Source organism: Gemmatimonadaceae bacterium (assembly GCA_035533755.1).
Classification (GTDB): domain Bacteria; phylum Gemmatimonadota; class Gemmatimonadetes; order Gemmatimonadales; family Gemmatimonadaceae; genus JAGWRI01.
The window spans coordinates 39321-52297 of sequence record DATLTC010000031.1; the positions used below are offsets into that span (position 1 = coordinate 39321).

Annotated in this window: 8 protein-coding genes; 5 read left to right on the forward strand and 3 right to left on the reverse strand. The window is 69.4% G+C overall.

The annotated features are described in order from the left end of the window. A complete protein-coding gene (locus VNE60_05730; protein HVB31010.1) occupies positions 1-846 on the forward strand; it encodes a GGDEF domain-containing protein in 846 nt (281 codons plus the stop codon). A 33-nt stretch (positions 847-879) separates the two neighbouring features. Here the strand turns inward: VNE60_05730 and VNE60_05735 are convergent, their stop codons facing one another. Beyond that, positions 880-1584, reverse strand: a complete 705-nt coding sequence (locus VNE60_05735; GenBank protein ID HVB31011.1) for a VTT domain-containing protein — start codon at positions 1582-1584, stop codon at positions 880-882. A gap of 122 nt (positions 1585-1706) precedes the next feature. Between VNE60_05735 and VNE60_05740 the strand changes: the two genes are divergently transcribed. Further along, a complete protein-coding gene (locus VNE60_05740) occupies positions 1707-4559 on the forward strand; it encodes a prolyl oligopeptidase family serine peptidase (GenBank protein HVB31012.1) in 2853 nt (950 codons plus the stop codon). Between the two features lie 19 nt (positions 4560-4578). Here VNE60_05740 and VNE60_05745 read toward each other — a convergent pair whose 3' ends face one another. Then, positions 4579-6621: a sialidase family protein gene (locus tag VNE60_05745; GenBank protein HVB31013.1), complete on the reverse strand. Its 2043-nt coding sequence runs from the start codon at positions 6619-6621 to the stop codon at positions 4579-4581. Positions 6622-6723: 102 nt separating this feature from the next. Further along, positions 6724-7575, reverse strand: a complete 852-nt coding sequence (locus VNE60_05750; GenBank protein HVB31014.1) for a class I SAM-dependent methyltransferase — start codon at positions 7573-7575, stop codon at positions 6724-6726. A 139-nt stretch (positions 7576-7714) separates the two neighbouring features. Here VNE60_05750 and VNE60_05755 point away from each other — a divergent pair, with 139 nt between their 5' ends. The 3 genes from VNE60_05755 to VNE60_05765 all read left to right on the forward strand — a co-directional run bounded on the left by VNE60_05755 (position 7715) and on the right by VNE60_05765 (position 12914). Further along, positions 7715-11128, forward strand: a complete 3414-nt coding sequence (locus VNE60_05755; protein HVB31015.1) for a PDZ domain-containing protein — start codon at positions 7715-7717, stop codon at positions 11126-11128. Beyond that, positions 11071-12363, forward strand: a complete 1293-nt coding sequence (locus VNE60_05760) for a Zn-dependent hydrolase (GenBank protein HVB31016.1) — start codon at positions 11071-11073, stop codon at positions 12361-12363. The genes VNE60_05755 and VNE60_05760 overlap by 58 nt, the downstream gene beginning before the upstream one ends. Positions 12364-12437: 74 nt before the next feature. Further along, a complete protein-coding gene (locus VNE60_05765) occupies positions 12438-12914 on the forward strand; it encodes a c-type cytochrome (protein ID HVB31017.1) in 477 nt (158 codons plus the stop codon). The last annotated feature ends 63 nt before the right edge of the window (positions 12915-12977 follow it).

A 12977-nucleotide genomic window follows, 5' to 3' on the forward strand; every position in this document is an offset into this window, starting at 1 on the left:
ATGCGATTCCCCGTCGAGTTGGAGCAGCGCAGTCCGGCGTTCTGGGCGGTGAGCGGCACCGTCCTCGTGGCCGGGCTCGGCGTGGTCGACTACTTCACCGGATACGAGATCAGCTTCTCGCTGTTCTACCTGATTCCGGTGTTCCTGGTGGGCTGGTATTCCACCCGGCATCTGGCGCTGTCCATCTCGGGGTTGAGCGCCATCGTGTGGCTGGGGGCCGATGTGGCCAGCGGGGCGCGGTACACCAATGCGGTGATCCCCGTCTGGAACATGCTCATCCGCCTCGGATTCTTCGTCACCGTGGCGTCGCTGCTGGGGGCGCTGCGGGCCGCGCACGAGCGAGAGCAACGGTTCGCGCGGATCGACCACCTGACGGGGGTCCTCAACGCGCGGCACTTCCTCGAGTTGGCGGACGCCGAGCTGGCGCGGTCGCGTCGCTACGCGCGCACGTTCACGGTGGCCTACCTCGACGTGGACAACTTCAAGGAGATGAACGACCGGTTCGGGCACGCCGCCGGCGATCAGGTGCTGCAGGCGGTGGGCCAGCATCTCCGGGACGCGCTGCGCCGCACCGATCTCGTGGGGCGGATGGGCGGCGACGAATTCGTGCTCCTGCTGCCGGAGACGTCCGATGAAGCGGCGCGTGCCGTGATGACCAAGGTCCACGACGCGCTCAGCGCCCAGATGCGGCAATGGAGCTGGCCGGTGACGTTCAGCGTGGGCGTGGTGACGTTCGCCACCCCGCCCGACTCGGTGGCCGACATCATCAAGTCGGCCGACAATCTGATGTACGCGGTCAAGCGTTCCGGAAAGGGGAGCGTGCACTTCCTGACCCGCCGCGGCTGACGCTCCCCGGACCCCCGGGTCTCGCGCGGCGGCTCAGTCCTGCAGCCGGCGATGCAGGCGGGTCATGGCCCACGCGCTGAACCCGATGCCGAGCGCGCCCAGGCCGAGCATCAGCGGAATCTGCCGGTTCAAGAAGCTGGCGCCGAGATAGATGGTCCCCACGGCGAACGGCAGTTCGGCGATGGCCAGCGCCGCCGCGTACTTGGCGGCGCTGTAGCGCGCCAGCCCCAGCAGGTAGCCCGGCACCTCCGACGGCATGGCGAGTTGGAACAGCAGCACGAGCCCGAATGGCGCGTTGCGCGAGATGCGCTGCTGGTAGCGTTCCAACGTCCCGGCCGACGTGAGCGCCGCGACCACGGGACGGCCGAGCACCCGCCCGATGGCGTACGCGCACAGTCCGCCCACGAGCCAACCGCCCCACAGGAGCAGCAGGCAGCCGAATTTGCCCCATGCGTACACGCCCACCGGCACGATCACCGCGCTGGAGAAGAAGGCCAGCATGGCCGACAGGGCGGCGAGCACGAAGAACAGCGTGGCGCCGCCCACCGGATGGTTGAGGATGATGGTCTGTACATGGGCCAGCAGGCGCACGAGCTCGGCGTGCACGGTGTCGGAGGCCGCCGCGAACGCCAGGGCCACGCAGAGGAGCGCCAGCAGCAGGCCGCGCGTCCACAGCGAGGCCGTGGAGGTCCGGCGCGGCGCGGCGCTCGGGGTAGGGGTTGTCAGCTCCTCATGCATGCGCCTTGAGTATAGACCAGGCCGCCGCAGCGCGCACCGGCGCGTCTTGTCGGGCGCTGTACCGCCCTGCATGATGATGGCTCGACCGTCGGCCATCACACCGCTCCTCCCCGGACCCTCCCATGCGTCGTCAACCCCGTCTCCAGGCGCCCGTCGCGGCGCTCGTGCTCTCGCTGGCGTTCGCCGTCGCGCCGCGTGCGCGCGCCCAGACGCCGGCCGCTCGAGACACCGCGTCCGCGCTCAAGACCCTCAACGTCGGCGACTACGGCCGATGGAAGCGCATCACCGCCGCCGGCCTCTCGCCCGACGGGGTGTGGATGACGTACGTGTACCATCCCAACGACGGCGACGACACGCTGTTCGTCAAGAACCTGAACGACGCCAAGCTCTACACGATCGTGCGGGGCGCCGCGCCGTCGTTCTCCGATGACTCGCGCTGGGTGGGCTACTACGTGAGCCCGCCGGCACGCACCGGGCGGGGCGGCGGCGCCGGACGGGGCGAGACGCCGCCGAACGGACGCGGCGGACGCGGTGCGGCGGCCGCGCCGGCCCGCGGTTTCGAACTGCTCGATCTGTCCACCGGTGCCAAGTGGTCGGCGCCCAACGCCGAGGACTTCAAGTTCGCCAAGGGCTCGCGGTTCCTCGCCGTCCACATCAACCGCGACTCGCGCACCGACACCACGCACACGGGCTCGGATCTGCTGCTGCGCGTCCTGGGGCCCGACGCCACGCGCAACATTGGCAACGTGAGCCAGTACGCCTTCAACGACGCCGGCACCCTGCTCGCGTACACCGTGGACGCGGTGGAGAAGATGGGCAATGGCATCTACCTCGTGGATCTGGCCAGCGGCGCCACGCGCGCGCTCGACGCGACGGCCGCCACGTACGATCAGATCGGATGGAGCGCGCACGGCGAGAATCTGGCCGTGCTCCGCGGCAACAAGGCGAAGGGGGAGAAGCAGCGCGCCAATGTGCTCCTCGCCTGGACCGGCGTCGGCGAGCCGGGCGCGAAGGCGACGATCTACGATCCCGCCACGGCGTCCGACTTCCCCAACGGATTCGTGCTCAGCGAATTCGCCGCGCCGCATTGGAGCGCCGACGGGTCGCGCGTGTTCGTGGGCATCAAGGAGCAGGAGAAGGAACCGCCCAAGAGCGAGGACCCGCAGGCCAACGTGGACGTGTGGCACTGGAACGATGCCGAGGTGCAGTCGGTGCAGATGGTGCGGCTGCAGCAGGAACTGCGGCAGACGTTCGCGTCGGCCGTCCTCGTGGGGCCGGACCGGTTCGTGCAGCTCGCCGACAGCGCGATGCCCACCGTGCAGTTGGTGGACGATGGGGCGTGGGGCGTGGGGCGCAACGACACCACGTACCGCGGCGAGGTGGCCTGGGGCGGGGGGCACGCCGATTATTACCGCGTGAACACCGGCACGGGCGCGCCGTCGCTGATCGCCAGGAAACTGTGGCGCACGATGGGCACGTCGCCCGACAGCAAGTGGTTCCTGTATCTCCAGAACAAGCACATCTACGCGTACGACGCCGGGACGGGGAGGAGCGCGCCGGTGGACGGGGGGATGAACTTCGTCAACACCGACGACGATCACCCGTACGAACTGCCCATCTGGGGGCTGGCCGGGTGGTCCCGGGACGGGAAGTCGGTGCTCGTCTACGATAAATACGACGTGTGGCAGCTGTCGCTCTCGGGCGGGAAGCCCGTGAATCTCACGCGCGGCGTGGGCAAGGCGCAGCAGATCCAGTTCCGCGTCGTGCGGCTCGACCTGGGCGCCGGCGGCCGCGGGGGCCGCGGAGGACGGGGCGGATTCGGCGCGCCCGCGCCCGACGTCGAGGATCATGGCATCGATCTCACCAAGCCGGTGCTCCTCTCGGCGTACGGCGAATGGACCAAGAAGAGCGGCTACTGGACGCTCGATCCGGGCCAGGCGCCCAAGCCCCTCATCTATGAGGACAAGATGATCGGCCAGGCCGAGAAGGCCACGGACGCCGACCGCGTGATCTTCACCGAGCAGACGTTCCGCCAGTTTCCCGACTACTGGGCGGCGAACACGTCGTTCCAGTCGCCGACCCGGGAGACCGACGCTGATCCGTTCATCGGGGAGTACGCGTGGGGAAGCAAGGTGCTCATCAACTACACCAACGGCCGCGGGCAGAAGCTCCAGGCCACGCTCACCTTGCCGGCCGGATACCAGCCGGGCAAGAAGTATCCGATGCTCGTGTACTTCTACGAGATCCTGTCGAACACGCATCATCAGTTCTCGATGCCGTCGTTCGACGACCGGCCGCAGGTATCCACGTACGCGAGCAACGGGTACCTGATGCTCGAGCCCGACGTGGTCTACCAGATCGGCACCCCGGGCACGTCGGCCGTGGACTGCGTGACGAGCGCGGTGAGGCAGGTCATCGCCATGGGCTACGCCGATCCCAAGCATATCGGGCTGCAGGGCCACAGCTGGGGCGGCTATCAGTCGTCGTACATCCTCACGCAGACCAACATCTTCGCAGCCGTGGTGACCGGCGCGCCCCCCACCGACCTCATCAGCTTCTACGACGAGTTGTATCCCGGCACCGGCACCGTGCAGCAGGGGATCACCGAGGTGGGGCAGGTGCGCATGGGCGAGAACGTGACGCCGTGGAATCACACGGCGCTGTACGAGGAGCAGTCGCCGCTGTTCAACGTGCGCAAGATCACCACGCCGTTCATGATCCTGCAGGGCACGGCCGACAACGCCGTGGACTGGGATCAGGGACTCGAGTTCTACAACGCCGCCCGGCGCAACGGGAAGAAGGTGATCTTCCTGTCATACCCCGGCGAGCCGCACCACCTGGCCAAGAAGCCGAACCAGATCGACTTCCAGATTCGCATGAAGCAGTTCTTCGACCACTACCTCAAGGGCGCGCCCGAGCCGGACTGGATGAAGAACGGCGTGCCGCAGGTGCACAAGGGAGAACCGATCCGGTAACGCGGAGCGCGGTGGCCCGCTATTCGCGCGCTCCGCGTCCGCGCCCCCGTCCAGCCGCGTGCTCGACCACCGCCGGCCCCAGGACCTTCGCCTCCATGTTCACGAACATGAGGTGGAGATCCGTGCCGGTGCGGAACGGCGCCATCCCGGTGAGTTGGAACACGAGGTCCCTGGGCGCCGACAGCGAATCCGGCAGCAGCCCGCCGGTCGGGAGCAGCGACGTCAGGTCCCACACCGCCCCCACGCCGCGGAGGCCGTTGTCGGAGTTGGCCACGTCCACGGTGCGCGCATTCTCCGACGTGAGCTGCAGGACGCGCGCCTTGAGCGGCCCGCGGATCGTGTCGGTACGCGTGGCATTCTTGAGCCGCACGTGGAAGGTCACTCGGCCGGTCTTGCGGTCGATGTCGGTACGCAGCAACTGCAGCGTGACGCGCCCTGATAGATCGGACAACGCCGCCAGATCGCCGCCGCCGTTGCGCGCCACGGTGCCGTCCACGTGCACGCGGGCCGTCCAGAGCTGCGCCATCCCGGTGCGATAGTCGATCCACGCCGGATGGAAGTCGCCCGCCGCGTCGGCCACGAACGCGCCGTTGTGCCCCGGCGCGAAGGTGAATCCGGCGTACCCGAGGCCGGCCGACAGCGACACCACCTGCCCGCCGCTGCGCGCCGCCGCCGGCTCGTCCCCGCGTCCCCCACGCCCGGCTCCGGCGCCCAGGCCGGCACGCCCCGCCGCCACCCAGTCCAGCTGATCGGCGGCGAACGTCGTCGGCTTGTCGGTGATCTTCTCGCTCGGCGACCAGGTCTCGCCGCCGTCCATCGACACCCGCATGCGGATGTTCCAGCCGATGTCGTTGGCAAAGTCGCGGCGATCGTACCACTGCACGGCCACCACGCCATCCTTGTTCACGGCCACGGTCGGCGTCACGTCGTCGGGGCCGTTGACCAGCGGATCTTCGGCCGCGCGATCGTCGCTGATGACCTGCTCGGGCGACCAGGTCTTTCCCATGTCGCTCGAATACGAGAGCATCACCTGCAGCCGGCCGGTGCGGAAATCGGACCACACCACGTAGAGGCGGTCCTTGAACAGCGGCGAGCCCGGGTCCACCGCGAGGTCGGGGATCACCGCCGACTCCGACCGCGGCCGGTTCATCCAGTAGTCGCCGATGTGCACGGCCGGCTTCCAGCTCTCGCCGCCGTCGGTGGAGGTGATCACGTCCAGCCAGTAGTTGGCCGCCGGCAGCGGCGTGCGCGCGGCGAGTCCGCCGCGCCCGCCGCCTCCGCGCCCCTCGCCTGGCAGCAGCGCCTTCCGGTGCCCGTACAGCGTCATCACCGTGCCGTCGGAGAGGATCACGCTGTTGGACATGCCGAGGATCCCCTCGGGGGGCGGCACCAGCCGGAGCACGGGATTGTCCCATGTCGTGCCGCCGTCGCGCGAGGTGAACAGCGCCACGGCCATGTCCTTCTCGGCGCCGCCGAATCCGGGCCCGCTCGAGTCGGTGGCCCACGGCACGCTCACCGTGGAGTTCATGTACACCCGGCCATTGTACTTGCCGCCGGTGAAGTCGGAGACGAGATACTCGCGGTCCCACGCGTATGCCGGCGGCGCCTTGCTGGGCGGATCCCACGTGCGGCCGCCGTCGCGCGAGCGGTAGAGCCCCCAGCGCGCGAGCGTCGCGAATAGCGCCGAGCCGTCCGGTCCGTAGGCCACCGCCGCGTCGCCGCCCGAGGTCGAGTCGCGCCGTTCCAGCGATACCGACCACGTTCTCCCAGTGTCGAACGACACGTAGGCGATCGACTTGATGCCCGTGGTGTCGTGCCACGCGATGTGCGATGCCGCGATCAATCGCTCCGGATGGCTGGGATCGGCCGCGATCACCGGCTCGGAGTGCGGGTCGTCGGGGCGCGCGGCGCTGATCTGCACGTTGGGCCCGACGGTGATCTTCTGTGCGGCCAGGGCCGCGGGCCGCATGGCGCCAAGCGCGGCCAGCGCGGCCACGGCGAATGTGGCGCGCGCGACATCCATCCGGGCGCGAGGGAGCAGGACGGGGCGAGGAGCGCTCATGGGGGTCTCCGCGAGACGCGGGTACGAGGCACGACATGGCCCGCGCAACGCGGGCCGAGCAATCATGCCGGGCGTCGCCGTGGCCGGCAAGACCAGGGCCGGTTACTCGCGTTCCAGCAGCACGATGCCCGACATGCGGCGGAACTCTTCCTGCACGCGCTTGGAGTACAGGCGTCCGATCAGCCGCCACAGCCACATCATCCGCATCTCGCGATGGAGCCGCCGCGCCTCTTCCATGGATGAACGGAACTGCTCCTCGCGCCACCCCAGCGGCCGGTAGAACGCCGTTCCTTCACTGGGCGCAAAACGGAACGGCGCGTTGCCCTGTTGCACGCCCTTGCCCCAGGTGCGGTTCATGTACGTCAGCAGCCGGGGGTTGGCCAGATCGATGAGCCAGTACCGGAAGCTCGGCTGCGTATGCAGATCGCGGGCCAGCGCCGCCACCTGCTCGGCGGTGAGGTAGATGAGCAGCCCTTCGGTCACGACGAGCGCGCGTTCCGCGGCGGCGCCGATGCGCGCGAACAACGCCTGCCGCGCCGCGGCGTCCGTGAGGTCGGTGGCCACGGCTTCGTAGCGGCACACGGGCGTCGCGTCGCGCAGGGCGTGGGTCTTGTAGTCGAGGATCGCCGGGAGGTCCACGTCCACCCATCGCAGCGTGGCCGGCAGCTCCATCCGCCACGGCCGCGCGTCGAGCCCGGCCGCGAGGTTGATCACCGTGTCCACGCCGCGGCGCGCGATCGCGTCGCGAATGATCTCGTCGAACACCGCCGTGCGGACGATCATCGCCCACGCCATCGCGCGGCCCTGCTTCATGCTGTCCACGATCTCGTCGCCGCGCGTGCCGGCCAGCGTGCGCGCGAACGGATCGCGGAAGAGCGCATCGGGGCGCTCCGTCTCCATGGCGCGGTACACGGCCACCCAGCGCGCCGTGTCGGAGATGTGTTCGATGGCCATCGGAGCCTCGCGGGGGGAGAAGCCCCACCACTCTAGCCGATTCGCGGCCCCGGCGTAATGCTTAGCCAGTCCACGCGCGGCCGGGCCCGCCCGAACAGGGCGGCGGCGCGCGCGGCGAACCCCCTCACCGCAGCCTCCCATGTCCCGATTCCGCTTCTCCCTCGCCGCGGCCGCGTGCATCGCCGCCGCGCCCGCCGGTGCGCAGACGCGCATGCTCCGCTCGCCCACGGTGAGCGCCACGCAGATCGCATTCGCCTATGCCCAGAACATCTGGGTCGTGAACCGCGCCGGCGGCGCCGCGCGCATGCTCACGTCCTTCCAGGGCCAGGCCTCGGATCCGTTCTTCTCACCCGACGGCAAGTGGATCGCGTTCACCGCTAACTACGGCGGCAACGCCGACGTGTACGTCGTGCCGGCCACGGGCGGACAACCGAAGCGGCTCACCTGGCATCCGGGCAACGACGACGTGACGGGGTGGACGCCCGACGGACAGCGCGTCGTGTTCTCGTCGGGGCGGGCTACCGCGGCCCCCACCGCGGCGCTGCGGTTCTGGACCGTCTCCGTGGACGGCGGCGAGGCCACGCCGATGCCGATGCCGCGCGCCTACCAGGGCCACATCTCGGCCGACGGCCAGTACGTGGCCTACCGGATGAACACCTCGTGGGACGAGGAGCGCCGCAACTACCGCGGCGGGCAGAACCGCCCGATCTGGATCGTCAACCTCAAGACGTTCGAGCTCGTGTCGCCGCCCTGGACGGGTTCCAAGGACATGGAGCCGGCGTGGATCGGCCACACGGTGTACTTCATCTCCGACCGCGACGGCGTGGCCAACATCTGGTCGTACGACATCGAGAGCAAGGCGCTCAAGCAGGTCACCGACTTCTCCGACTTCGACGTCAAGACGCTCGACACGGGCGACGGCGTGGTGGTGTTCGAGCAGGCCGGCTACGTGCATGAACTCGATCCGAAGTCGGGCAAACAGCACATCGTGGACATCACGGCCACCGGCAACTTCCCCTGGATGATGCCGCACTGGGTGGATGTCTCGGGCCGCGTGGTCAACATGGCCATCTCGCCCATGGGCAAACGCGCCGTGGTCCAGGCGCGCGGCGAGATCTTCACGATTCCCGCCGAGTACGGCGACGTGCGCGACCTCACGAACACCAGCGGAGCCGCCGAGCAGAATCCTGTGTGGTCGCCCGACGGCAAGTCGATCGCCTATTTCAGCGACCAGTCCGGCGAGTTCCAGCTGGTGATCCGCGACCAGGAGGGGCTCAAGGCGCCGCGGTTCATCAGCCTGCCGCACCCCACGTACTACTTCACGCCGCAGTGGTCCCCCGACGGCAAGTACATCTCGTACACCGACACGAACCTGCACCTGTGGGTGCTGGACGTGGCCACCGGGCAGGCCAAGGAAGTGGGCGACGATCCGTGGATGGTGCCCACGCGCACCATGAATCCGGTGTGGAGCCCCGACGCCAAGTGGGTGGCCTACGTGGCGCACCTGAACTCGCTGTTCCACGCCGTCTTCGTGTACAACGTGGAGACCGGACAGACCCGGCAGGTCACCGATGGACTGGCCGACGCCGTGTCGCCGGCCTGGGACGCGAGCGGCAAGTACCTGTGGTTCCTGGCGTCCACCGACTTCGGGCTCAAGTCGGAGTGGCTCGACATGTCGAGCTACGATCACATCGAGAACTTCGGGCTCTACTTCGCGGTCCTGAACAAGAAGGACGCCACGCCGCTCACGCCGCGCAGCGACGACGAGACGGGGCGGCCGGCGGAGCCGGAGAACGGCGGCCGGGCCGGCCGAATGGGCGGCGCCGGTCGCGCCGGCGAGATGGGTGGTGACGCCGAGCGCGCGAGCGCGGCGCCACGCGCGCCGGTGAACGTGCAGATCGACTTCGACGGGCTGCAGGGGCGCATCGTCTCGGTGCCGGACGTCCCGGTGGCGCAGTACTCGGATCTCAAGGCCGGCGCCCCGGGCACGGTGTACTACATCCGGGCCGGCGCGGCCGGCGGCGGGCGGGGACGCGGTGGGGAGGCCGCCACCGGCGGCCCCGAACTCATGCGCTACCGCCTGAGCGATCGCCGCGAGGCGCCGTTCGTATCGGGCGTGGCCGACTACGACGTGAGCCAGGACGGCCACAAGCTGCTCTACCGCACCGGCGGAGGCATCGGCGGTCGTGGCGCGGGCGCCGAGCCGCCGGCAGCGGCGCTGTTCATCGTGGACGCCGATCGCACGCCGCCGCAGGCCAATCAGGGGCGCCTCAAGGTGGCGCTCCGGATGTACCTCGATCCCAAGGCGGAATTCAAGCAGATCTTCCACGCCGACTGGCGCCAGCAGCGCGACTTCCTGTACGTGCCCAACATGCAGGGCGCCGACTGGCCGCGCATGGAGCTCATGTACGGCGCGCTGCTGCCGTATGTGAACCATCGCGCGGATCTCAACTACCTCATGGACATGATGGGCTCCGAGATCGCGATCGGGCATTCGTTCGTGCGCGGCGGCGACATGCCGGAGGTTCCGCGCACCACGACGGGCGTGTTGGGCGCCGACTTCAAGGTGGAGAACGGGCGCTATCGCATCACGCGGATCTACGACAACGAGAGTTGGAACCCGGACCTCCGCGCGCCGCTGGCGGAGCCGGGCCTCAACGTGCACGTGGGCGACTACGTCCTGGCGGTGAACGGCCAGAACCTGGTGGGCACGGACAACATCTACCGGCTGCTCGACGGCACGGCCGACAAGCAGACCGTGCTGTCGGTGAGCGCCCAGCCCGGTCCCGAGGGCGCGCGCGACATCACGGTGATCCCGGTGGCCAACGACGAGCCGCTCCGCAGCCGCGCCTGGGTGGAGGACAACCGGCGCATCGTCGACTCGCTGTCGCACGGCAAGCTGGCCTACGTGTATCTGCCGAGCACGGCCCAGCCGGGCTACACGTACTTCAACCGCTACTACTTCTCGCAGCAGGACAAGCAAGGCGCGATCATCGACGAGCGGTACAACAGCGGCGGATCGGCCGCGGACTACATCATCGACGTCCTCCAGCGCGCGTTCGACGGGTACTTCAACAACGTGGCCGGCACACGCATGCCGTTCACCAGCCCCGAGGCGGGGATCTGGGGCCCCAAGGTGATGATCATCAACGAAATGGCCGGCTCGGGCGGCGACCTCATGCCGTGGATGTTCAAGGCCCGCAAGGTGGGCACGCTGGTCGGCATGCGCACATGGGGCGGGCTGGTGCATACGGCCGACACGCCGCCCTTCATCGACGGCGGATCGGCCATCGCGCCGCGCGGCGGGTTCTTCGGCACCGACCACAAGTGGCACGTGGAGAACGAGGGCACCTCGCCCGACGTCCAGGTGGAGGATTGGCCCAAGGACATGATCGCCGGCCACGACATGCAGCTCGAGACCGCCGTGCAGGTGGCCCTCAAGCAGCTGGCCGAGCATCCGGTGCACCGCGATTCCGTGGAACCGCCCTCTCCCACGTGGGGCAAGCGGATCAAGCCGCTGCCGCCGCTCAAGAACGGGGGCGGCAGCAACTGAGCCCGATACCCCCAACGGTCAACGCCGAGCGTCTCCACGGCCGCCTCGCCGCGCTGTCGCACTGCGGCCGCACGGCGGCCGGCGGCGTCACGCGCCTGGCCTACAGCGACGCGGACCGCGAGGCGCGCGCTCTGGTCATGGACTGGATGCGCGAGGCCGGCCTCGCGCCGTCCGTCGACTTTGCCGGCAACATCATCGGTCGCCGCGCCGGAGCCGACGCGTCGCGCGGGCCGCTCCTCTTCGGCTCGCACGTGGATTCGGTGCCCGACGGCGGTAACTACGATGGTCCGCTCGGCACCCTCGCGGCGATCGAGACGGCCGCGGTGATCGCCGAGCAGGGGCGCGCCCTGCGGCATCCGATCGAGGTCGTGGTGTGGTCCAACGAGGAGGGAGGACTGTTCGGCAGCCGCGCGGTGAGCGGGCAACTGCCGGTGCGCGAGCTGCAGAACGTGTCGCGCAGCGGCAAGACCGTGGCCGACGGCATCGCGTCCATCGGCGGCGATCCGGCGCGACTCGACGAGATCCAACGCGAGCCGGGAGCCATCGCCGGATATCTCGAGCTGCACATCGAACAGGGCGCGATCCTCGAGCAGTCCCACACCGACATCGGCGTGGTGGAGGGGATCGTGGGCCTCCGCGAGTGGAACGTGACCATCACCGGCGCGGCCAACCACGGCGGCACCACGCCCATGGACGAGCGCCGCGACGCGCTGCTGTCGGCGGCGCGGTTCATCGAGATGGTGAACCGGGTGGTGCGGAGCGTGCCCGGGCACCAGGTGGGCACGGTGGGCCGTATCGAGGCCACCCCGGGCGCGGTGAACGCGATCGCCGGCCTCGTGGTCTGCTCGCTGGAACTGCGCGACCTGGACACCGCCAAGATCGATTCGCTCTTCGCGCGCATTCGGGGCGAGGCGCGGCGGATCGGCGAGTCCGACGGCACCACGTTCGCGTTCGCCGATCTCATGACGGGCGCGCCGGCGCCCAGCGATCCGCGCATGCGCGAGGCGATCGCGCAGTCCGCCGATGCGCTCGGCCTGTCGTGGCGGGCCATGCCCAGCGGCGCCGGGCACGACGCGCAGGCCATGGCCACGCTCGGCCCCATGGGCATGATCTTCGTGCCCAGCGTCGGCGGAATCAGCCATTCGCCCAGGGAGTACTCCACTCCCGAAGCGGTGGTGAACGGCGCCAACGTACTGCTCGGCGCCTTGCTGGCCGCCGATCGGGAACTGCCCTGAGCATCGAGCCGACGGACTCGTCCGCCGGCCGGTTTCGCGTTGCCCATTTCCTTTCCACCCCAGCCAACCCCGCCATGCGCCTCGTCGCCATCACCCGTGCTGCGCTCGTCCCTCTCGCCGCGTTCGCCGTCGTCGCCTGCCGCAGTGCGCAGTCTGCCCCCGCCGCGGCCGCGCCGTCGCCGGCTGCCGCCCCCGCCCCCGCTGCCGCCGCGGTGGCCATGCCGGCCGGACGGATGCTCCCGCCGGGCGTCACCGCGGCGATGGTCGCCGCCGGCGATTCGATGTTCAGCGCGCCCAAGAGCTGCAACGGCTGCCACGGCATGGGCGGCGTGAATGGACGCAACGGCCCCAACCTCACCACCGGGGACTTCGACCACATCGACGGCAGCTACGAGTCCATCGTGCACATCGTGACCGTGGGCATCACGAAGAAGGAGCTCCAGCATCCCGAGGAGCATCGCTTTCCCATGCGCCCGCGCGGCGGCCACGATCTGACGGACGACCAGATCCGCGACATCGCCGCGTACGTGTGGACGCTGAGCAACCACTAGGTGTGATTACCGGAGACGTTGTTTCGCGGTTGGGGGTGTTCGCTCGGTCGTAACGGTTACAAG